General features: G+C 60.3%; 20 protein-coding genes and 2 pseudogenes. 12 read left to right on the plus strand and 10 right to left on the minus strand.

Features of this window, described 5'->3' with window-relative positions; all coding sequences use genetic code 11:
- Nucleotides 1-126 precede the first annotated feature (126 nt).
- The 3 genes from ACSQ2W_RS20850 to ACSQ2W_RS20860 form a co-directional block, all read right to left on the minus strand.
- Nucleotides 127-1449 (minus strand): sensor histidine kinase, encoded by a 1323-nt coding sequence (locus tag ACSQ2W_RS20850; protein WP_436088122.1) that lies wholly within the window; start codon nucleotides 1447-1449, stop codon nucleotides 127-129.
- The gene (locus ACSQ2W_RS20855) at nucleotides 1446-2186 is read right to left on the minus strand and encodes a response regulator (protein WP_436088955.1); all 741 of its coding nucleotides are present in this window, start codon (nucleotides 2184-2186) and stop codon (nucleotides 1446-1448) included. Before ACSQ2W_RS20855 ends, ACSQ2W_RS20850 begins: the two co-directional genes overlap by 4 nt.
- A gap of 104 nt (nucleotides 2187-2290) precedes the next feature.
- Nucleotides 2291-3334, minus strand: coding sequence for an alpha/beta fold hydrolase (locus ACSQ2W_RS20860; protein ID WP_436088123.1), 1044 nt, complete (start codon nucleotides 3332-3334; stop codon nucleotides 2291-2293).
- A 333-nt stretch (nucleotides 3335-3667) separates the two neighbouring features.
- Here ACSQ2W_RS20860 and ACSQ2W_RS20865 point away from each other — a divergent pair, with 333 nt between their 5' ends.
- Nucleotides 3668-5443: a cytochrome c biogenesis protein DipZ gene (locus tag ACSQ2W_RS20865; protein ID WP_436088124.1), complete on the plus strand. Its 1776-nt coding sequence runs from the start codon at nucleotides 3668-3670 to the stop codon at nucleotides 5441-5443.
- Nucleotides 5444-5490: 47 nt separating this feature from the next.
- A complete protein-coding gene (locus ACSQ2W_RS20870; protein ID WP_436088125.1) occupies nucleotides 5491-6249 on the plus strand; it encodes an alpha/beta hydrolase in 759 nt (252 codons plus the stop codon).
- An 83-nt stretch (nucleotides 6250-6332) separates the two neighbouring features.
- Here the strand turns inward: ACSQ2W_RS20870 and ACSQ2W_RS20875 are convergent.
- From ACSQ2W_RS20875 to ACSQ2W_RS20895, 5 genes and pseudogenes are all read right to left on the minus strand, one after another.
- A pseudogene (locus tag ACSQ2W_RS20875) lies at nucleotides 6333-6625 on the minus strand (type II toxin-antitoxin system RelE/ParE family toxin).
- Nucleotides 6622-6930 (minus strand): type II toxin-antitoxin system RelB/DinJ family antitoxin, encoded by a 309-nt coding sequence (locus ACSQ2W_RS20880; protein ID WP_436088126.1) that lies wholly within the window; start codon nucleotides 6928-6930, stop codon nucleotides 6622-6624. Before ACSQ2W_RS20880 ends, ACSQ2W_RS20875 begins: the two are co-directional and overlap by 4 nt.
- 417 nt (nucleotides 6931-7347) lie before the next feature.
- Nucleotides 7348-7677, minus strand: a complete 330-nt coding sequence (locus ACSQ2W_RS20885) for a type II toxin-antitoxin system RelE/ParE family toxin (protein ID WP_436088127.1) — start codon at nucleotides 7675-7677, stop codon at nucleotides 7348-7350.
- On the minus strand, nucleotides 7674-7949 hold the full coding sequence (locus ACSQ2W_RS20890; protein WP_436088128.1) for a type II toxin-antitoxin system ParD family antitoxin: 276 nt from the start codon (nucleotides 7947-7949) through the stop codon (nucleotides 7674-7676). Before ACSQ2W_RS20890 ends, ACSQ2W_RS20885 begins: the two co-directional genes overlap by 4 nt.
- Before the next feature lie 190 nt (nucleotides 7950-8139).
- Complete coding sequence (locus ACSQ2W_RS20895) at nucleotides 8140-9465, minus strand: hemolysin family protein (RefSeq protein ID WP_436088129.1); 1326 nt, start codon at nucleotides 9463-9465, stop codon at nucleotides 8140-8142.
- Nucleotides 9466-10021: 556 nt separating this feature from the next.
- Here ACSQ2W_RS20895 and ACSQ2W_RS20900 point away from each other — a divergent pair.
- Nucleotides 10022-10600, plus strand: a complete 579-nt coding sequence (locus ACSQ2W_RS20900) for an intradiol ring-cleavage dioxygenase (protein ID WP_436088130.1) — start codon at nucleotides 10022-10024, stop codon at nucleotides 10598-10600.
- Between the two features lie 228 nt (nucleotides 10601-10828).
- Here the strand turns inward: ACSQ2W_RS20900 and ACSQ2W_RS20905 are convergent, their stop codons facing one another.
- The gene (locus tag ACSQ2W_RS20905) at nucleotides 10829-11458 is read right to left on the minus strand and encodes a GntR family transcriptional regulator (protein ID WP_436088956.1); all 630 of its coding nucleotides are present in this window, start codon (nucleotides 11456-11458) and stop codon (nucleotides 10829-10831) included.
- A gap of 173 nt (nucleotides 11459-11631) precedes the next feature.
- The gene (locus tag ACSQ2W_RS20910; protein WP_436088131.1) at nucleotides 11632-11799 is read right to left on the minus strand and encodes a hypothetical protein; all 168 of its coding nucleotides are present in this window, start codon (nucleotides 11797-11799) and stop codon (nucleotides 11632-11634) included.
- A 59-nt stretch (nucleotides 11800-11858) separates the two neighbouring features.
- Here ACSQ2W_RS20910 and ACSQ2W_RS20915 point away from each other — a divergent pair, with 59 nt between their 5' ends.
- From ACSQ2W_RS20915 to ACSQ2W_RS20955, 9 genes and pseudogenes are all read left to right on the plus strand, one after another.
- Nucleotides 11859-12989, plus strand: coding sequence for a BMP family ABC transporter substrate-binding protein (locus tag ACSQ2W_RS20915; RefSeq protein ID WP_436088132.1), 1131 nt, complete (start codon nucleotides 11859-11861; stop codon nucleotides 12987-12989).
- A 17-nt stretch (nucleotides 12990-13006) separates the two neighbouring features.
- Nucleotides 13007-14173 (plus strand): ABC transporter permease, encoded by a 1167-nt coding sequence (locus ACSQ2W_RS20920; protein WP_436088133.1) that lies wholly within the window; start codon nucleotides 13007-13009, stop codon nucleotides 14171-14173.
- Entirely contained in the window at nucleotides 14173-15099 is a 927-nt protein-coding gene (locus ACSQ2W_RS20925) for an ABC transporter permease (protein WP_436088134.1), read from the plus strand. Before ACSQ2W_RS20920 ends, ACSQ2W_RS20925 begins: the two co-directional genes overlap by 1 nt.
- Before the next feature lie 11 nt (nucleotides 15100-15110).
- Nucleotides 15111-15830: a biuret amidohydrolase gene (biuH, locus tag ACSQ2W_RS20930; protein ID WP_436088135.1), complete on the plus strand. Its 720-nt coding sequence runs from the start codon at nucleotides 15111-15113 to the stop codon at nucleotides 15828-15830.
- Entirely contained in the window at nucleotides 15827-17377 is a 1551-nt protein-coding gene (locus ACSQ2W_RS20935) for an ABC transporter ATP-binding protein (protein WP_436088136.1), read from the plus strand. Before biuH ends, ACSQ2W_RS20935 begins: the two co-directional genes overlap by 4 nt.
- Complete coding sequence (locus ACSQ2W_RS20940) at nucleotides 17377-18045, plus strand: cysteine hydrolase family protein (RefSeq protein ID WP_436088137.1); 669 nt, start codon at nucleotides 17377-17379, stop codon at nucleotides 18043-18045. Before ACSQ2W_RS20935 ends, ACSQ2W_RS20940 begins: the two co-directional genes overlap by 1 nt.
- On the plus strand, nucleotides 18038-18391 hold the full coding sequence (locus ACSQ2W_RS20945) for a cupin domain-containing protein (protein ID WP_436083424.1): 354 nt from the start codon (nucleotides 18038-18040) through the stop codon (nucleotides 18389-18391). The genes ACSQ2W_RS20940 and ACSQ2W_RS20945 overlap by 8 nt, the downstream gene beginning before the upstream one ends.
- Entirely contained in the window at nucleotides 18388-20208 is a 1821-nt protein-coding gene (atzF, locus tag ACSQ2W_RS20950) for an allophanate hydrolase (RefSeq protein WP_436088138.1), read from the plus strand. Before ACSQ2W_RS20945 ends, atzF begins: the two co-directional genes overlap by 4 nt.
- Nucleotides 20190-20534: pseudogene (locus ACSQ2W_RS20955) on the plus strand (BMP family ABC transporter substrate-binding protein); the annotation flags it as partial. The gene atzF and the pseudogene ACSQ2W_RS20955, both read left to right, overlap by 19 nt.
- Nucleotides 20535-20549 lie beyond the last annotated feature (15 nt).

Raw genomic sequence — 20549 nt, forward strand, 5'->3', positions numbered from 1 at the left:
TGACAGGAGCGTTTTGACGCCTCGAGGTATCCGGCATGTTTCCGAAACGGGTGGAAATGTAGCAGAGTGTAGCGACCGCGCGCCGGGCTACCGTCTCATACAAATGCCTTGCAGAACCGGCATTCTTCAGGGCAGCGATATCTCTGCGCCGAGCCCGCCGCCGGGGCGATTGTAGATCCGCACTGCGCCGCCAACCGACACGGCAAGCTGTTGAGCGATAGCCAGTCCCAATCCTGTACCCCCTGTGTCCCGGTTGCGCGAAGTCTCAAGCCGGAAAAACGGTTGCATGGCGGCTTCCAGCTTGTCGTCCGGAATACCAGGCCCACGATCCAGGACCGTAATCACGATAGCTCCCTCGCCTTTGCGCTCGACGCTGATCTCGGCTGCGCCCGCAAACTTGATGGCGTTGTCGACGAAATTGGTCAGGATACGCCTCAGCGCATGCGGTTTGGTCACGGCCGTGCCCTGGGCGATGCCTGCAACCGTGACGGCCTTGCCGGTGTCCTGGTAATCGTAGGCAATGCTGTCGATGAAGGATGCGAGATCGATACGAGATGTCTTTTCGTCATTGCGGTGAGAACTGCGGGCGTAGGCGATACCATCCTGCACAAGCCGCTCTATTTCACGCAGATCGCTGACCAGCTTATCCTTTTCGGGGGTGTCTTCCGCCATGTCGGCGCGCAGCCGCATGCGTGTGATCGGCGTCTGCAGGTCATGCGAGATCGCTGCGAGGATCTGCACGCGTTCTTCCAGGTAATGGGCGATACGGTCACGCATGGCATTGAAGGCGCGCGCCGCATCGGCGACTTCGCTCGGCCCGCTCTCGCTCAATGGAGAAGAACCCTTCTTGTTGGGATCGAGCGCATCGGCGGCGGCCGCGAGAGCACCAAGCGGGCGAACTGCCTGGTGCACCGCAAACCAGGTGCAGAGGATCAGCAACACCATCTGTGCGGCAAAGACATATGGCAGCCATTCAGCCAACGGCATCACACCGCGCGGCGTCACGTCTATGGTGAGCGGGGAACCATCTGAAAGCGTCAGATGGCCTTGCAGCCGCTTGCCGTCGCCTGGAATGGCTTCGACGCGTAGCGGAAACCTTTTACCTGCCGCCTCCTCGATCCGTTCCGCAATCTCCGCTCCGCGGCCCGACAAATCCGGTACACCGGCAAGTCCCGGCCCAAGAACAAGGCGATAGCTGCCACGGCTCAGGCGGTCCAGCCATTCGGCCCGCTCGTTGGCGGGAAGCCGGTCGATAACGGCGATCGACGTTGCCAGATCGCTTTCCAGTGTCCCGAGCATGACTGCCTTGGCCGACATGTAGCGTTCGGCAAAAAGAATGCTGAAGGACAGGCCATAAGCGACCGCCAATCCGGCAAACAGGATCAGGAAGAGGCGTGCGCGTAGTGTGCTTGGCCACCAGCCGGAACGGGACTTGCCGCCCTCACTCATGTCTTGGGCACCGAGATCTCGACCGGTACGGAGAAGACATAGCCTTCAGCCCGCACCGTCTTGATGTAGGTTGGCTCGCGCGCATCATCGCCGAGCCGCTGGCGCAGACGGCTCACCAACAGGTCGATCGAACGGTCGAACAGCTCGGCGTCGCGGCCCTGCGTGAGGTTCAGGATCTGATCGCGGTTGAGCACGCGGTGGGGATGATCGATGAAGACCCGCAGCAGCCGGTATTCGGCACCACTTAGCGCGATCTCCGTGCCGTCCCCGTCAAGAAGATGCCGGCCAACTGTGTCGAGCCGCCAATCACCAAAAGTCAGCAGCTGTCCTGCCTCGCTGATCTGAAGGTTGGGCGGCAACATTCGCGTGCGCCGCAGCACCGCCTTGATGCGGGCAAGAAGCTCGCGCGCCGCGAAAGGCTTCGGAAGATAGTCGTCGGCTCCCATTTCGAGCCCGATGATCCGGTCCATCTCGTCATCGCGTGCAGTCAGCATGACGATCGGCGTCGCTTTGTGCTTGCCGGCCCGAAGTTCCCGGCAAAGGACCAGCCCGTCATCGCCCGGCATCATCACGTCGAGGACGATCAGATCGGCCATGCTGGTTTCAAGGAAATTGCGCATCTGGCGACCGTCGGCGGCAACCGTCGTCCGAAGACCGTTCTTCTTCAGATAGCTCGATACCAGTTCGCGAATTTCACGATCGTCGTCGACGATCAATATATGGTCGACATGCTCCATCTTTTGTCTTTCAAACACTACAGTCAGCGGCGGAACTACATCCATTATTAGTTTCGTGTCAGTTGCCGCGAGTAAAGCGATTTCTCGCGGCAACCGAATGGCCGTCAAAACTTCGCAACATCCAGTATGGCTTGTGCGAAGGCCTGCGGCGCCTCCTGCGGCAGATTGTGCCCGATGCCCCCAGTTAATGTTCGATGTTCGTACTTTCCTGAGAATTTACCTCTATAGGCCGATGGCTGCGGGTGGGGCGCGCCATTGGCATCGCCTTCCAGGGTGATCGTCGGAATTGTGATGGCCGGTCCCATCGCCAGTTGCTTTTCATAAGCATCGTATTTCGCCTCGCCGTCTACGAGACCGAGCCGCCAGCGATAATTATGGATGGTGATTTCGATATGGTCGGGATTGTCGAACGCGTCTGCTGAGCGGTCGAATGTTTCGTCGTCGAACTTCCATGTCGGCGATGCCGTCTGCCAGATCAGCTTTGCAAAATCACGTGTGTTGGCAGCATAGCCAAGCCGGCCGCGCTCGGTAGCGAAGTAGAACTGGTACCACCAGGACAGCTCGGCCTTCGGCGGCAACGGCTTCTTGTTGACTTCGCGGTTGCCGATCAAATAGCCGCTGACGGAAACCATCGCCTCGCAGCGTTCGGGCCAGAGAGCGGCCATGATGTTAACGGTCCGGGCGCCCCAATCATATCCGCCTAGTATTGCCTTTTCGACGCCGAGTGCATCCATGAAGGCGATCATGTCAGCCGCCAGCGCCGCCTGCTGCCCGTTACGCGGCGTCTCTTCCGCAAGGAAGCGCGTCGTGCCGTAACCGCGAAGGTAGGGAATGATGACGCGGAAGCCTGCATCGGCCAGGATGGGTGCAACATCTACATAGCTGTAGATATCGTAAGGCCAGCCATGCACCAGCAAGACGACCGGCCCACCCTTCGGCCCGGCTTCGGCATATCCAATATCGAGCACACCCGCCTTGACCTGCTTCAGCGCTTCGAACGATGTGTGCTCTCCTGCCTTAGCCGCTGGTAAGGATACAGCGAACGACTGGGCTTTTGCGATCGCGGTCATGCCGAATTCGGCGGCTGCGACGGTCATGGCGGCGACACCGAAGAAGCGGCGGCGCTGGTGGTTGAATTCAGGGGACATCGTACTCTCCAACTCGATTGATCGTGACTTGAAGAAAGCCAATCGCATGTATCCCCCATGTGTCCCACCGAGCCCGCAATTGAATGCGTATGTAGCATCCGGCCGCTTTGATACGTTCTGATACAATTTGCGCCCTGCCTTGCCGGTCTGGGCTGACGCCTCGCCGGAGATTTGTGTCGTTCTGTAGCAGACCCGGCCAACCCCTACACTTCGGTACACTTCACCTGAAACCCGGACACATCCGGGATACGTCGCACCGACCAGATTGGCCCCGTTGCTGGTCGCGCCACATCGCCGTCCAGAGCCCGACCAACCGGTTTCAAGGAAACGACGATGACACTTCTTATTGTTGCCTATCTTGGAGGGGCGCTGACCATCCTCAGCCCGTGCATCCTTCCCATCCTTCCCTTCGTCTTTGCACGCGCGGGACAGCCTTTCATCCGAAGCACGCTGCCCATGCTGATCGGCATGAGTGTTACCTTCGCAATGGTCGCGACGCTTGCGGCGGTTGGCGGTAGCTGGGCGATCAACGCCAACGAATACGGCCGCCTCGTCGCGATCCTGCTGCTTGCGATATTCGGAGTCAGCCTTCTTTCGCCAAGCATTGCGGGCGTCATCACCCAGCCTGTCGTCGACGTCGGCAACAAGCTGTTGAATGCGTCGGGCAAACCCGGCTCAATACCGACTGCCGCAAGCTCTTTCATCCTTGGCGTTGCGACCGGGCTGCTCTGGGCACCCTGCGCCGGGCCTATCCTCGGCCTCCTGCTGACGGGTGCCGCATTGCAGGGTGCCAATCTTCAGACGACCTTCCTGCTCATCGCTTATGCTGCCGGCGCAGCGACATCGCTTGCCATTGCCCTTCTTGTGGGAGCGAAGATCTTTGCCGGCATGAAGCGATCACTCGGCATCAGTGAACGGATTCGCCAGATGCTCGGAGCAGCTGTTTTGGCCGGCGTTGCCGTCATTGCGCTTGGTCTCGATACCGGGCTGCTAGCGCGGCTTTCGTATACCAGCACCGCATCCCTCGAACAGGCCGTACTGGATCGTTTGCATCGGACGCCCGCAGCCGATCCATCATCCGAGATTGCCAGCAATGGGATCATGACTGCCGCCGTCGATACAAGCCGACCCTTCCAGAGCAATCTCCCCGTCGAAGGTCTCGCGCCGTCAGTGGACGGCGCCGTCGAATGGCTGAACTCGCCGCCACTCACAACGGAACAGCTGCGCGGCAAGGTCGTCCTCGTCGATTTCTGGACCTATTCCTGCATCAACTGCATCCGTACCGTCCCGTACGTCCGTGCCTGGGCTGAAAAGTACAAGGACCAGGACTTCGTCGTGATCGGTGTGCATGCCCCGGAATTCGCCTTCGAGAAGAAGATCGACAATGCCAAAACGGCGGTCGAGGATTTCAAGATCGGCTATCCGGTCGCCATCGACAACGACTACAAGATCTGGCGCGCCTTCGAGAACAGCTACTGGCCGGCGCACTACCTGATCGATGCCAACGGGCAGATCCGCTACCATCATTTCGGCGAAGGCAATTACCGCCAGACCGAGCAGGCGATCCAGGACCTGTTGCGCGAAGCCGGCAGCGAGATGGCCGCGAGTGCCCCGGTGACGCCGGACGCCAAGGGTGCTGAGGCAAGCGCTGACCTCAAGAACATCCGTTCCGGCGAAACCTATCTCGGCTACAAGCGCGCCACCAGCTTCGCCTCTCCGGAAAGCCTTCGTGCTGACGGCGCCAACGCGTATTCCATCGACGAACCGGGCCTGAACAAATGGGGCCTCTCGGGAACCTGGACGATTGGCGCCGAACAGGCCGTGCTGGACAAGCCGGATGGCAGCATCGTCTACCGCTTTAGCGCCCGCGATCTTCATCTGGTCCTTGGTCCCGGCGCCGCCGGCAAACCTATTCGCTTCAAAGTGACGATCGACGGCAAGGCTCCCGGACCAAACCATGGCGCCGACACTGACGCTGACGGCCACGGCACGGTGACATCCACCAAGCTCTACCAGCTCGTCCGTCAGTCCGGCCACGTGGAGAAACGGACCTTCGAAATCCGTTTCCTCGATCAAGGCGTGGAAGCCTACGCCTTCACCTTTGGCTGAAACCTCAGATCCCTACCAAACCACCCACAACGACAGGAGTTAAACTCATGAACCGTCATTACATCTCGACCCTCGCACTCGCCTTCGCCACCAGCATCATCGCCTTCGCGGCACAGGCCGCCGAAGTCAAAAATATCGTCATCGTCCATGGCGCGCTTGCCGATGGTTCGGGCTGGCGCAAAGCATCTGATATCCTCGTCCAGCGAGGCTTCAATGTCACGATCGTGCAGCAGCCGATCACGTCGCTCGCCGACGATATCGCGGCTGCCAATCGGGTACTCGACCTGCAAGACGGCCCGACGCTTCTCGTCGGTCACAGCTATGGCGGCATGGTGATCACCGAAGCTGGCCACAGTCCTGTTGTCGCTGGTCTCGTCTACGTCGCAGCTTTCCAGCCGGACAAGGGGGAAAGCCTGCTCAGCCTCGCAAGTGCAAAGCCGTCGGGAGGCATGAACATTCGCGAGACGAAAGACGGGAAATACCTCTACCTCGACCCCGCCGCGTTCGCGAACGACTTCGCCGCGGACCTGCCGAAAGACGACGCCGCGTTTCTGGCAAGGTCGCAGGTTTTCGCGTCAAAGGTAGCTTTTTCAGCCAGAGTCGGGGATCCCGCTTGGAAAACCAGGAAAAGCTGGTCGATCGTCGCCACCGAGGACCGCTCAATCAATCCTGAACTGGAACGCGAGATGGCGAAGCGCGCCGGCAGCGTGGTGACCGAGATCAAGGCGAGCCACGCAGTTTTCGCCTCGCAGCCCGACAAGGTTGCCGACGTTATCGAAACGGCGGCGAAGGCAATGTCGCGCTGATGCCGAAGGTGGCGACCCGAACAACCAAGGGTCGCCACCTGCCCGCCTTGAACGGAATCGAACCTGAAGCGAAGTAGTCACGTCTACTCGTGGGCGAGCTCGATGGGCCACATCTGGGCGCCGTGCAAAACACGCAAGATACGAATCCTGTCCGCTAACACCACGTAGGCTGCGATGTAGGGAGTCCGCGGGATAACAAGTTCGCGAGTTCCAGCAATCCGACCAGACGACCGCTTTCGGGAAAGTCAACAAGTCGACGGGCAGCGCGGACGATTTCCTCGTCCACGTGGACCGCCGCCCTCGGACTCTCTTTCTCAATGTAGCTGAAGATTGTGTCGCGATCATCAAGCGCGTATTGCGCCCAGACGAGCCTCATCGATCACCCGCCACGACCTTGCGCAAAGCTGCCGCACGGCGCTCGCGAAAGTGGGCATCGACGTCGGCATCCTCGACGTCGGGTCGCGTGTCCTCGAGCGCCTGCAAGACCTTCGCACGGAACCAGGCATCATGGGCCTCGCTGTGGCTAACCAGTTCTAGCGGCAGGGCGCCTTCATTCGCTGTCCGGGTTAACAGGATACGGACAGCATCCGAGACCGTAAGACCCATATTTTCTAGAACCGCCGTGGCGCGCTCTTTGACGTCGGCATCAATCCGAGTCTGGACAAGTGCATTTGAAGCCATGTTCGAACCTCCTTCACCACTTGTGAATGTAATTCACCTGCATGACAAATACTAGCGGTCCAGCGAAATGTGTCGCATTCCGAAGACTTCACATCGGCCCTCTGACAGCGCTGTACCTGTTGAGCCATTAGGCGATTTTCGAAGCACAGGACGGGAACCCAGGGCAGGCACGAATGGTTGTGCGCCTAAGTCGATGATTGTGCCGAGTTCTCGCCATGCCATCCCTTGCCTTCTTGTTGCGTCGCGAGCCGCATGCCTTCAAGTTGACTTCACCGCTACTCCGCAAAAATCGCGCTGCGGGCCTTTCTCGCCTTGGCGTTTCCAAGGTCGGTCCGAGAGCAGCCTGGCCGCCTCTTCAAGTTCATTGCGATCAAGGACGTCGAGGATCGAAAGATGCTCGTCGTTTTGTCCGAGGGGTCAGTGATTTTCTGGTTCCTGCATCAAATGCGGGATGTCCAATTTGGCATGAAGCACGCGCCATATGTCGACATGACCGGTGTAGTCGCGATAGAAAACGAGATAGGGGTATTGTTGTAGGGAAAAACTCCGCAGGCCAGGCAATCCCAACTCGTAGGCATATCGCAACGATCCGCACTCCGGATGGCTAGCGATCAGATCGTAAGCTACTTGAAGAGCGTCGATAAAGCCCAGCGCGACCTCGGCTCCAGCCTCGCGTACATAATGGTCGACCGCTGCCTCGACATCGCTGCGAGCCAGCTCCCGGGCGACTATCGTTTTATTATTCACTTGCTGTGCCGACCGCGGACTCGATCGCGCAGACTGGCGAAATAGTCCGCGTCGACCGGTTCACTCTGTGCGGACGAGGCTCCGTCAAGCAACAGCCTACGCAAATCGAGACGATCCTGATCTCGACGTATCAGTTCCCGGATATACTCGCTGCTCGTCCCATAGCCTCGCCCAGCGACTTGCTCATCGACGAAGCTCTTAAGATGGTCCGGTAGGGAAATATTCATTGTGCTCATACGAACAATCATAGCAACTTTGGCAAAAATTGGCAAGAACCCGCACTCTTCGAGTGCGGTGGCCGCGCGGGTTCCCATTGAGATGGGATGGTTGCCGCCCTCCCCAGACGGCATCGCCAATTGGCGGCGAGAGAGCCTTGTGGAAGTGCTAAAGTCGAGGTCTACTGGCGGTGAACTTGTCGACGGTCTCCACCAGGTAACGAATAGCCCGCGGGCATCTCGGGCATCACGCGTCGGAAAGGCGCTTGGCCAGTATCTTGTCGATCCGCCGCCCGTCCATGTCGATGATCTCGAAAGACCATATTTCGTGCCGGAACGTCTCGCCCACGACGGGCAGATGCTTCAGCTTGTAGAGGGCGAAACCCGCGAGGGTGTGGAAGTCGCCGTCGGAGGGACCGTCGCCAAGGTCCAGGCGCTGGAATGCCTCGTAAGCGGGCATCGATCCTTCCATCAGCAACGACCCGTCCGTTCTCTCCACCACGTTGGGGAGTTCCCCCTCGGGACCTGGCAGGTCTCCGGCGATCGCCTCGAGCAGATCGGTCTGCGTGACGATGCCTTCGAGGCTGCCGTATTCATCGATCACGATGGCGAGACGGACGGGGGATGCCTTGAAGTTGTCGAGAACGCGGAAGACCGGTGTGGACTCGTGCAAGACCAGAGGCTGCTTCAAGACCGCCATGGGGTTAATGGTGCCGCCATTGAGAACCTGGATCAGCAAGTCTTTTTTCAGAACCATGCCGATGGGTTCGTCGATCGTCCCGCGAGAGACGACGAGCTGATCGTGTTGCGACTCCCTAATCGTCGTCAGCATGTCTTGCAGGCTGTCGTCAGCGTCGATCCAATCGACGTCCAGCCTCGGCGTCATGATATCGGAGATATGACGGTCGCCGATGTTGAACACCCGTTCGACCAGTTGCTGCTGGGCGACATCAAGAAGACCTCCCTCCTGACTTTCGGCGACGAGCAGCTTGAGTTCGTCCGCCGAATGGAGCGACGATTCGCCCGTTCCCGGACGGAGTCCGACTAGCCGCAGGACCAGGTTACCAAGACCGTTGAGCGTCAAAATGGCGGGCTTGAGCACAACGAGGAAGAAGCCCAGCGGGCGCACCACAGCGAGTGCCGTTCCCTCGCTGCGCTGTAGGGCCAGGCTTTTGGGTGCCAGTTCGCCGAGTACGATATGCAACGCCGTAATGATGATGAACGCGATTGCGACTGCGATGGCGTGCGAACTTGCCGTCGCCCAGGTCCCTGGCAGGAACGCCAGAAGCGGTTGAATGAGATGTGCCAAGGCCGGTTCTCCGACCCAGCCCAATGCGAGCGACGAAATGGTGATGCCGAGCTGGGTGGCCGCTAGATTGGCGTCGAGGTTGTCGACCGCCCTCTGGAGGGCCGTTGAATTCATCCGGCCACCGGCGACCAGTTCGCTCACCCTGCTTCGTCTCACCGAGACCAGCGAGAATTCCGCCGCGACGAAGAAGCCATTCGCGGCAACGAGGAGAAAGACGGCGATTATGCCTACGTAGTCGAATATACTGCCATCCTGGTCGGGCATGCGGTCGAGATTTCCTGTGCTGTTTGTGACTGCAAAAGCGTAGCATGGGTAATCGGGGTGCAGAAACCCCGGCCGGGATTGTTCTAATAACGCGAGGGTGGAGCGTGAACTCGTAACCGGAGCTTCCCGCCGTTCCAACGCTTTGAAACTCACCGTATCCGCAAATCGCCCAGTTGCCCAGCATTGGCCGCCACAGAGATCAGCCCGGGCGGGCGGAAGGCCCAATCCGGTTTTGCCCTTTTTCATACAATGCTGGGCCAATTAGAAAAATTTATTGTCGGCTATGGCCGATCGAGGAATTATCCAAACGCCCGATCGCTTGGCAGTCTGATCGGGGTGCTTATGAGGAAAATCTGTGGCCGCTTCCTGTCCCCGGGAAGAGGCCATTTTTTGACGGCCACCTCGAAATGTACGGTTTCAGCGACTATCCGGTAGGCTAACCACTCCGTGAAACTAACCATGTATTTTTCGAGGATCTGATCAACATCCCGCCCGCCCTACTTCTGCCCAATGGAACCGCAAGGATCGTGGTTCCATGTTCGGGAGATACAGCGCCATGCCCACTCGGCGACATTTCCTTATCGGCTTCGTTGCCACGCCGATTGTACTGCCGAGACTCGGCCATGCAGCCGGCGCTCCTACGCTGTCGCTTACAGCAACTTGCGATGATGACGACGATCTGACGCCAGCGCAGACCGAAGGTCCGTATTTTACGCCGGAAAGCCCTGAAAAGCAGGACTTCGCTAGCGATGCACCGGGCGGTGAAAGGATGACGCTTGCTGGTTACGTGCTGACCGAGGACTGCCAGCCCGTGGCGAAAGCGCTGATCGAGTTATGGCATGCCAATGAGAGCGGCACCTATGACAATAGCGGGTACAAACTCCGCGGACATCAATTCACCGATGCTGAAGGCAGATGGCGGTTCGAGACGATCGTGCCAGGGATATATTCTGGTCGCACCCGGCACTTCCACCTAAAAATCCAACGGCCCGGCGGAGACGTACTTACGACGCAGCTCTATTTTCCCGGTGAGCCGGACAACGAACGTGATAGGATATTCAACGCAACCTTGGTGCTCGATGTCAGGGCGACAAGCGACGGAAAATTCGGTCGCTACGATTTCGTTGTGGCGTAGCCGGGGTGCTTACCATCCTTGAAGCCTTTTGCTTCACCTCGTCCCGCGTCGGACTCGGGCACGATACGCAACAACGCCCGCTGTCACCAAATTAGTTGAATTTTCGATCCAACCTTCTCAATCGATCCTCATAGTCTGGCATACTCGTTACTGGCAGATCCAGCGGGCTGTAAGCGCGGCGATATTCCGAGCTGGCCAAAATCCTGCCCTAAACGGCGTCAGGCAGGATCACCTGGCAGATTCCGCATCGCGTGCAAAAACAATACTGGCGTCACTAACGGTGGCAACATGGGCGTAGGCCGCGCGACTTGCACTAACTGCGTCTGCCCGCAAGACGGCCAGGACGATGGCGTCGTGCTCTTCATAGGACCGCAAAAGGCGACCGGGGAGCCGGAATTGAGCGCGGCGAAACGGGGCAAGACGGGCGCGGGTTTGCGTCACCAGTTCGAACACGTGGTCATTGTGCGCGCCGCGGTAGAGACGTGTATGGAACTCCGTATTGTGGGCCTCATACTCGTCTTCCGCGCCGCGATGGACAAGCCGCGCCGATGCCTTGTGTTCGGACTCCAGCATTCTGCGTTCGTCCACGGTCATGCGTTCCGCCGACAGGCGCGCGCAGATCCCCTCGAGTTCAGCCATCGCCTCGAACATCGAAGCGAGGTGCTGCTGTGACACATTGGTAACGACGGCACTCTTGTTGGGTTCACGCTCGACCAGACCGATGGCGCAAAGTTGACCGAGAGCCTCGCGCACAGGTGTGCGCGACACTTCGAAGCGATTGGCCAGCGAAATCTCGTCCAGCCGCTCGCCAGGCTGCATGGCGCCGGTGATGATCAGATCGGCAATCGCCCGAACCATCTGCTCGACGGTTGTTCCGGACCGGATGACTTCTTTTTTTCTGGCGAGCTTCACGGGTCGAATCTGGTTGAAATTACACTGTATACAGATGCAATGCGTGACCATCATTGTCAATATGCACTTCAACTCCATGATTTTACATTACTATCTCTGCATATAAATTCTGCCGCAAGCTATTGGCCGGTTGAACGACACTCAGGGTTCACACTTCCGGTCAAATTTTCTTCTCTGCTTAAAAATAAATCATCGGCTTGGAAGATTGCATACAGTTTACGCTGCGCGAATTTAAAACAGTCAGCGAACTCCTTTAAAAACAAGATTTTACCGATTGGCACACTCATTGCATACAGTTTCCTGTGACCTTTTCGAACCCGGCTACCCACGCCGCAAGGAGCCCGCCATGACCAAACTCCTTCCCATGAATCGCCGCAGCTTCCTGCAAACAACCGTCTCGGGCGCCGCCGCCATCGGCTTTGCGCCTTCGCTCTTTTCGACGCCTGCCGCCGCCCAGGCTGCGTTGACCGTGGGCTTCATTTATGTCGGCCCCAAGGACGACTACGGCTACAACCAGGCCCATGCCGAAGGCGCCGCCGTCATCAAGGCGATGTCCGGAGTGACCGTCGTTGAAGAGGAAAACGTGCCGGAGACCGTCGACGTCCAGAAGACGATGGAATCGATGATCAACCTCGACGGCGCCAGCCTCGTCTTCCCGACCTCCTTCGGCTACTTCGATCCCCACATGCTGGAAATGGCCAAGAAATACCCCGACGTGCAGTTCCGCCATTGCGGCGGCCTCTGGAAAGAGGGCGTCAACCCGATGAACACGGGTTCCTATTTCGGCTATATCGGCCAGGGGCAATATCTGAACGGCATTGCAGCCGGCTATGCGTCGAAGAGCAAGAAGATCGGCTTCGTCGCCGCAAAACCCATCCCGCAGGTTCTGCAGAACATCAATTCCTTCCTGCTCGGTGCCCGCTCGGTCGATCCGGCCATCACCTGCCAGGTCATCTTCACCGGCGAATGGTCGCTGGCCGTCAAGGAAGCCGAGGCAACCAACGCGTTGATCGACCAGGGTGCCGACGTCATCACCTGCCATGTCGACAGCCCGAAGGTGGTCGTCGAGACGGCCGCCGGACGCGGCGCCTTCGTCTGTGGCTACCACGCCAACCAGAGCCCGCTTGCTCCTGAGAAATATCTGACCGGCGCCGAATGGGCCTGGGGCAACGTCTACACGAAATTCGTAACCGAGGCCCAAGCAGGCACCCCGCTCGGCAACTTCGTCCGCGGCGGCCTGAAGGACGGCTTCGTCAAGATGAGCCCGCTGGGACCTGGCGTCTCGGAGGAAGCCCGCAAGAAGTTCGACGCGACGCTTGCCGAAATGACGGCCGGCAGCTTCTCCGTCTTCAAGGGACCGATCAAGGACAACAAGGGCGGCGATGCCGTCACGGCCGGCCAGACCTTCGCCGAGGACGCGATCGAGCTGGAAAGCATGGCTTATCTTGTCGAGGGCGTCGTCGGCTCGACATCCTGAGAAAATGGGAGAGCGCCATGACGATCGAGGTGAACACACCAACGCTTTCTCCGTTGTCCACCGATGCGCGCAGCCTCAGGCCTCTGCTTGAATGGCTGGCGCGACGGGCCGAACCGGCGGCGATCTCGCTCGGCGCGATCCTTGCCGGCCTGGCGCTCTTCTCCATCTTCATACTGGTGGTCGGCAAATCGCCGGCCGACCTCTTCAAGCTGATGTATACCGGCGGCTTCGGCAGCTGGTTTTCCATCCAGAACAGCCTCAGCCGTGCGGCCCCGCTGCTGCTTACGGCGCTCTGCGTCGCCCTGCCCGCCCGGCTCGGCCTTGTCATCATCGGGGGCGAAGGGGCGGTGGTGCTTGGCGGTGTCGCCGCAGCCGCCATCGCCCTGCCGCTGACGGCGTCCGTCTCGCCGATTGTTGTCCTTCCTCTGATGGCGGCTGCCGGCATGATCGCCGGCGGTATCTGGATCGGCCTCGCCGGTGTTCTACGGCACTATCGCGGCGTCAATGAAACCATCGCTTCGCTGCTTCTCGCCTATATCGCAATTGCCCTGATGAACCATCTGATCGAGGGGCCGCTGCGCGATCCGGCAAGTCTCAACAAGCCCTCGACGGCGCCGCTTCCGGCCGAATACATGCTTGGCAATATCCCCGGCATGGACGTCAATTGGGGTCTCGTCATCGGCATCGTCGCCTGCATCATCGCCTGGGTGCTGATCGAAGCGACAAGCTTCGGCTTTGCCGCCCGCATCGCCGGCGGCAATGTCCGCGCCGCCCAGATTCAAGGCTTGCCTGTGGGACGGCTGATCGTCGGGTTTACCGCGCTTGCAGGGGGCTTCGCCGGATTGGCGGGAATGATCGAGGTCGCAGCCGTGCAAGGGTCCGCCAATGCCTCGCTTGCTGCCGGCTACGGCTATACCGGCATCCTCGTTGCCTTCCTCGCCCGGCACAATCCGCTGGCGATCATCCCGGTCGCCATCCTTCTCGGCGGCATCGACGCCTCGGGCGGGCTGATCCAGCGTCGCATGGGACTGCCGGATGCCACCGTGCTCGTGCTTCAGGGCACGCTCTTTGTCGTGATCCTCTTCTGCGAGACCTTCTACGGCCGCTTCAAGATCTTCAATCCCGATCTTTGGAAAAGCCCCAGCCTCTCAGGAAGGCCCAACCTCTCAGAAAGGAACGCGTGATGGACGAAGCCGGCATCGGCATCTGGGGTGTCCCGCTCGCCATCTTCGCGGGCGCCATCCGCGTCTCCACTCCCTTCATCTTCGTCAGCCTCGGGGAATCGATCACCGAGCGCTCCGGCCGCATCAATCTCGGCCTCGAAGGGACACTCGTCTTCGGTGCCATGACGGCCTATGCCATGGCCGTCATGAGCAATTCGCCCTGGCTCGGCGTTCTTGCCGCCATGGCGACCGGCGCGGTTTTCGGCCTCATCCATGGCTTTATCTGCAAATTCCCGAAGGTCAACGACATCGCCATCGGCATCGCCATGATGCAATTCGGCCTCGGCCTCGCCTTCTTCCTCGGCAAATCCTTCATCCAGCCCGTCGCGCCGCATCTCCCATCCATTCCGCTCGGCGGCTGGTCGGATCTGCCGCAGATCCAATCGGCTTTGAACATCAACGTCCTCTTCATCATCGGCGCGCTCCTATCGGTGGTGCTCTGGTGGGCCTTCAAGAACACCCGCGTCGGCCTCATCCTGCGTGTGGTCGGCGACAGCTCCGACGCCGCCCGCGCAATGGGTCTCAATCCGGATACGGTACGCCTGCTTGCAACCGCCGTCGGCGGCTCGCTAGCAGCGGTCGGGGGCGCCTACCTCTCGCTGTTCTATCCCGGCTCCTGGAACGAAGGCATCTCTTCGGGCCAAGGCCTCATGGCCGTAGCACTTGTCATCTTCGCCCGCTGGAATCCGATCGGCTGCTTCCTTGCCGCCCTGCTCTTCGGCGGCGCCGGCGCTCTCGGCCCCGCCCTGCAATCGGTCGGCGTCACGCAGGGCTACTACCTCTTCTATGCCGCCCCTTACGTCCTCACCCTCGTCATCCTCGTCGCCACTTCCTCGCCCACCCGCTCGCTCGCAGGCGCACCCGGCGCCCTGTCGATCACGAAATAGGATATCCGGCCATGACCCCTCTTGCCGCAACCGCAGTCGCTACCGGCGAAAACCTGAGCTACATCGACGCCGACCCCTACCCCTGGCCCTATAACGGCGCCCTACGTCCGAACAACACTGCGCTGATCATTATCGACATGCAGACGGATTTCTGCGGTCCGGGCGGTTATGTCGATCACATGGGATACAGCCTCTCGCTGGTGCGCGCGCCGATCGAACCGATCAGACACGTGCTTGCCGCCATGCGGGCCAAGGGCTACCACATCATCCACACGCGCGAAGGCCACCGGCCCGACCTCGCCGATCTGCCCGCAAACAAGCGCTGGCGCTCGCGGCGGATCAATGCCGGCATCGGCGACTTCGGGCCCTGTGGCCGCATTCTGGTGCGCGGCGAACCTGGCTGGGATATCATCGAGGAACTCTACCCGATCGAAGGCGAGACGATCATCGATAAGCCCGGCAAGGGATCCTTCTGCGCCACCGATCTGGAACTGATCCTCAACCAGAAGCGTATCGAGAATATCATCCTCACCGGCATCACCACCGATGTCTGCGTCCACACCACCATGCGCGAGGCAAACGACCGCGGTTTCGAATGCCTTCTGCTCGAGGACTGCTGTGGCGCCACCGACTACGGCAATCATCTGGCAGCCATCAAGATGGTGAAAATGCAGGGCGGCGTATTCGGCTCCGTCTCGAACTCCGAGAATCTCGTGAGGCAATTGCCATGATCCAGATCCGTGACACACCGTTGCCCACGGCCGGCAAGGCCGTCGGAATCCAGACGGTCGGCATGACCATGCGCTTCGGCAGCTTTACCGCGCTCGACAATGTCTCGATCGACATTCCGGCCGGCACCTTCCACGCACTGCTCGGCGAAAACGGGGCCGGCAAGTCCACGCTCGTCAAATGCATCATGGGCTTTTATCACCAGACCTTCGGCTCGCTCTCGGTTGACGGCCATGAGGTGTCGGTGCAATCCCCGAAAGATGCCGCGACCTACGGGCTCGGCATGGTCTACCAGCAGTTCACGCTGGTGCCGTCGCTAACCGGCGCCGAAAACCTCGTGATCAACCGCGCGCATGTACCTGCCATCATCAACTGGGCGAAGGAGCGCAAGGACCTTGCCGGTTTCATGGAGCGCATGCCGTTCAAGATCCCGCTCGACCGGCCGGTGCGCGAGCTTGCGGCGGGCGAAAAGCAGAAACTCGAAATCGTCAAGCAGCTCTATCTCGGCCGCAGCTTTCTCATTCTCGATGAACCGACCTCGGTGCTGACACCGGCCGAAGCCGACGAAATGCTCGGCCTTGTGCGCGGCATGACAAAGCGCGGCGAACTCACCGTCCTGATGATCAGCCACAAGTTCCACGAAGTGACGAAGTTCGCCGACGCGGTCACCGTCCTGCGGCGCGGCAAGATGGCGGGCAGCGGCCTGGTCAAGGATCTCTCGACCAAGGATATGGCGGCGATGATGATCGGTGACGTCAAGCTTGCCGAACTCGACACCCGCCTGCCGGTACCAGCCGATGCCAAGCCGATCCTCGTCATCAGCGACATCAAGGCACCGGATCGCACCGGCCTGAAGATGATCGATATCGTCAACTTGGCGGTCCATGCCGGCGAGATCGTCGGCATCGCCGGCATTTCCGGCAACGGCCAGAAGGAGCTTGCCGAAGTTCTCGCAGGCCAGCGCCCGCCGGAAGCCGGCAGCATCACCGTGAAAGGCTCGCTCTACGGCGCCACACGGCAGGAAACGCGCATCAACAACGTCCGGTTCATCCCGGAAGAGCCGCTGAACAACGCCTGTGCGCCCAAAATGACGGTGACGGAAAATCTCGCCTTCCGCACCTTCGACGTAAAGAAACAGGGCGGCGATGCCCTCTGGCTCGACATGAAATCGATGCGCAAGCGCGCGGCCTTGCTGATCTCGGACTTCAAGGTGAAGACGGCGTCGCATTCCTCGCCGATTGCCTCTCTTTCCGGCGGCAACGTCCAGCGCGCCGTGCTTGCCCGCGAGTTGACCGGCGATGTCGATCTCCTGATCGTTTCGAACCCCTGTTTTGGTCTCGACTTTTCGGCCGTCGCTGAAATCCGCGCCCGCATTATGAAGGCGCGCAATTCCGGCACCGCCGTTCTGCTTCTCTCGGAGGATCTCGACGAACTGCTGGAAATGTCGGACCGCATCATGGTGATGTCGGACGGCAAGCTGGTCTATGAAACGCCGGCGCTGTCGGCCGATATTTCCGTCATCGGCGCCCATATGGCAGGACATCACTGATGGCCGAGATCAAGGCCGAACCGTTTGCCTTTCCGCTAAGGCGGGACAAGCTCGCCCTTGTCGTCATCGACATGCAGCGCGACTTCGCCGAGCCCGGCGGCTTCGGCGAAAGCCTCGGCAACGATGTCAGCCGGGTCACCAGGATCGTGCCGGACGTCAAGCGGCTGATCGCGGGATTTCGCGAGGCGGGCCTGCCGGTCATCCACACCATGGAATGCCATCGCCCCGACCTCTCCGATCTGCCCACCGCCAAGCGCAATCGCGGCAATCCCGCCTTGAAGATCGGCGACGAAGGGCCGATGGGCCGGGTGCTGATAGCAGGCGAGCCCGGAACCGCAATCCTTTCCGAACTGGCGCCGATCGACGGCGAAATAGTCATCGAGAAGCCCGGCAAGGGCGCCTTCTATGCCACCCCGCTTGGAGATATCCTCAAGGCGCGCGGTATCGAGCAACTCGTCTTTGCCGGGGTTACCACCGAAGTTTGCGTCCAGACGACGATGAGGGAGGCCAACGACCGGGGCTATGAATGCCTGCTCGCCGAGGACGCAACCGAGAGCTATTTTCCCGAATTCAAGCGGGCGGCGATCGCGATGATCACAGCCCAGGGCGCCATCGTCGGCTGGGTCGCTTCGGTGGACGCCATAATGGAGGGGATCGCTCATGCCTGAAACGACGCGTGAAAATCTGACGACCGGAGGATGGCGGACACTGCCCTTCGAACCGTTCCGCGACGAGGTGACGATCCACTGGATCCAGCCTTTCGAGGGCGATCAGCCTGGCGTGGCGCTGTTGAAATACGAGGCTGGTGCTTCCGTGCCGCGCCATCGGCACATGGGGCTCGAAACCATCCTCGTGCTCGAAGGCACCCAGTCGGACGAAGCGGGCGACTATGGTCCGGGCAGCCTGGTCGTAAACAAGGAAGGCACCGAGCATTCGGTCTGGAGCGATACGGGCTGCGTCGTGCTGATCCAATGGGACCGGCTTGTAAAAATACTGCAAGAGGAACTGGCATGACTGATAATCAGCCATTCGATATCGGCTCCCTGCATGCCGCCTATGCTGCGGGATGGCCGGTTTCGGAAATGATCGAAACCGTGTTCGCCCGCATCGAGACCGTCGCCGATCCAGGCATCTTCCTGTATCTCGCGGACCGGCTGGCCTTGCTCGCGGAAGCCGCGAAACTTGGCCCCTTCGACCCGGTAGCCAGCCCGCTCTGGGGCATCCCCTTCGCGGTCAAGGACAATATAGATGTCTGGGGCATGCCGACCACGGCCGGGTGCCCGGATTACTCCTATATGCCGGAAAAGGACGCGACGGTCGTCCGCCTACTCAAGGCGGCTGGCGCCATCGTCATCGGCAAGACCAATCTCGACCAGTTTGCGACGGGCCTCGTCGGCGTGCGATCGCCCTATCCCATACCGCGCAATGCGATCGATCCTTCCCTCGTGCCCGGCGGCTCGAGTTCCGGTTCCGCCGTCGCCACCGCCCACGGCATCGTCAGTTTCGCTCTCGGCACCGATACGGCGGGATCGGGACGGGTCCCGGCGGGTCTCAACAATATCGTCGGGTTGAAGCCGACCGTCGGAGCGCTCTCGACCACCGGCGTCATCCCCGCCTGCCGCACGCTCGACTGCGTCTCGATCTTCGCGCTCACGGTGGACGATGCCTGGAGCGTTTTCTCCGTCGCCGCCGAACAAGACCATACCGATGCCTACTCCAAATCGATCCCGGCGACCGGCTACGGCCCTCTCCCGCCGGTCCTCAGGATCGGCGTGCCTGCGAAGGGAGATCGGCAGTTCTTCGGCGACAGTGTCATGGAAACCGCATATGCGGCATCGCTCGACATGCTGGCCGGCCTCGGCCACCGGATTGTCGAGGTGCCCTTCTCCGATTTCTACGCCACTGCCAACCTGCTCTACGAAGGCGCCTGGGTCGCCGAGCGTTATGCGGCAGTGAAGGATTTTTTCGACACCAATGAAGCGTCATTCCATCCGGTCACGCGCAAGATCTACGCAGCCGCAAAGTCACTCTCGGCCGCCGACGCGTTCAACGGTCTTTATGCACTACAGGCGCTGAAGCAGAAGGTGGCGCCGCTGATGGCGTCCGTCGATCTGTTCTGCGTGCCGACCGCTCCCCGCCATTACACACGCGCTGATTTGGATGCCGAACCGATCCGCGAGAACAGCCGGCTCGGCACCTACACCAATTTTGTCAATCTACTCGATATGTGCGGCATCGCCGTGCCGACCGGCATCCGCAACGATGGCCTTCCCGCCAGCGTCACGCTTCTGGCGACGTCCGGCAAGGACGGGCTGACGGCGGCGCTTGCGGCAAATATCCACAAGAAGACCGGCCTGACGCTCGGCGCAACCGGCTGGGCACAGCCAGTGACGAACACCGCTGCGGAGGTCAACGAGCCCGGGATGATCGACCTCGTCGTCGTTGGCGCACATCTCTCCGGCATGCCGCTGAATGGCCAATTGATGGATCTGAAGGCAAGGTTTGTCAGAACGGCAACAACCGCTCCCGTCTACCGGCTTTTCAGTCTCGTGGGCCAGACGCCGGCGAAGCCCGGTTTGATCCGCTGTTCAGACGATGAAGGCGCGATGATCGCCGTCGAAGTCTGGCGACTGTCTGCCGCAGCCTTCGGCCAATTCGTAGCCGCCATCCCCCCGCCGCTCAGCATCGGCACCATCAAACTCAGCGACGGCAGCCACGCCAAGGGCTTTCTGGTGGAAGCCGCCGGCCTTGAGAACGCCACCGATATTTCCGATTATGGCGGCTGGCGCGCTTTCATCGACAATATTGCAGCGTGTCGGTCGTCTGGGTGAACTCCTGGTTCGACCCGGCCAAGGAGCAGGAAGCCGCCAAGGCCCTGATGGCGCAAGGCTGCGACGTGATCTTCTCCAATGCGCAGGACACACCGTCCGTTATCGCAGCCTGCGAGGAAGCGGGCGTCTACGCCTTCAATCTCAACTCGTCGATGAAGAAATACGCCCCGAAGATCTATCTCGGCTGCGTCGCGACGGACTGGTCGCCCTTCTTCAAGGCGTCGGTCGACGCCCATTTCGCCGGCTCGTTCAAGGGCGCCAATACCTTTCTCGGCGTCGCCGACAAGGTTGTCGAGGTGGTCGACTGGAACCCCGACATTCCGGCGCTTCACGCAAACGCG

It is taken from the genome of Pararhizobium sp. LjRoot255 (genome assembly GCF_964252905.1).
Lineage (GTDB): Bacteria > Pseudomonadota > Alphaproteobacteria > Rhizobiales > Rhizobiaceae > Pararhizobium.

Bases quoted from the DNA above. Each gene is read 5' to 3' on its own strand.
- ACSQ2W_RS20850 (WP_436088122.1), bottom strand. From the start codon at position 1,449: ATGAGTGAGGGCGGCAAGTCCCGTTCCGGCTGGTGGCCAAGCACACTA.
- ACSQ2W_RS20870 (WP_436088125.1), top strand. From the start codon at position 5,491: ATGAACCGTCATTACATCTCGACCCTCGCACTCGCCTTCGCCACCAGC.
- ACSQ2W_RS20865 (WP_436088124.1), top strand. From the start codon at position 3,668: ATGACACTTCTTATTGTTGCCTATCTTGGAGGGGCGCTGACCATCCTC.
- ACSQ2W_RS20855 (WP_436088955.1), bottom strand. From the start codon at position 2,186: ATGGAGCATGTCGACCATATATTGATCGTCGACGACGATCGTGAAATT.
- ACSQ2W_RS20940 (WP_436088137.1), top strand. From the start codon at position 17,377: ATGGCCGAGATCAAGGCCGAACCGTTTGCCTTTCCGCTAAGGCGGGAC.
- ACSQ2W_RS20935 (WP_436088136.1), top strand. From the start codon at position 15,827: ATGATCCAGATCCGTGACACACCGTTGCCCACGGCCGGCAAGGCCGTC.
- ACSQ2W_RS20925 (WP_436088134.1), top strand. From the start codon at position 14,173: ATGGACGAAGCCGGCATCGGCATCTGGGGTGTCCCGCTCGCCATCTTC.
- ACSQ2W_RS20920 (WP_436088133.1), top strand. From the start codon at position 13,007: ATGACGATCGAGGTGAACACACCAACGCTTTCTCCGTTGTCCACCGAT.
- ACSQ2W_RS20895 (WP_436088129.1), bottom strand. From the start codon at position 9,465: ATGCCCGACCAGGATGGCAGTATATTCGACTACGTAGGCATAATCGCC.
- ACSQ2W_RS20880 (WP_436088126.1), bottom strand. From the start codon at position 6,930: ATGGCTTCAAATGCACTTGTCCAGACTCGGATTGATGCCGACGTCAAA.
- ACSQ2W_RS20900 (WP_436088130.1), top strand. From the start codon at position 10,022: ATGCCCACTCGGCGACATTTCCTTATCGGCTTCGTTGCCACGCCGATT.
- ACSQ2W_RS20945 (WP_436083424.1), top strand. From the start codon at position 18,038: ATGCCTGAAACGACGCGTGAAAATCTGACGACCGGAGGATGGCGGACA.
- ACSQ2W_RS20860 (WP_436088123.1), bottom strand. From the start codon at position 3,334: ATGTCCCCTGAATTCAACCACCAGCGCCGCCGCTTCTTCGGTGTCGCC.
- biuH (WP_436088135.1), top strand. From the start codon at position 15,111: ATGACCCCTCTTGCCGCAACCGCAGTCGCTACCGGCGAAAACCTGAGC.
- ACSQ2W_RS20915 (WP_436088132.1), top strand. From the start codon at position 11,859: ATGACCAAACTCCTTCCCATGAATCGCCGCAGCTTCCTGCAAACAACC.
- ACSQ2W_RS20905 (WP_436088956.1), bottom strand. From the start codon at position 11,458: ATGGTTCGGGCGATTGCCGATCTGATCATCACCGGCGCCATGCAGCCT.
- atzF (WP_436088138.1), top strand. From the start codon at position 18,388: ATGACTGATAATCAGCCATTCGATATCGGCTCCCTGCATGCCGCCTAT.
- ACSQ2W_RS20910 (WP_436088131.1), bottom strand. From the start codon at position 11,799: ATGAGTGTGCCAATCGGTAAAATCTTGTTTTTAAAGGAGTTCGCTGAC.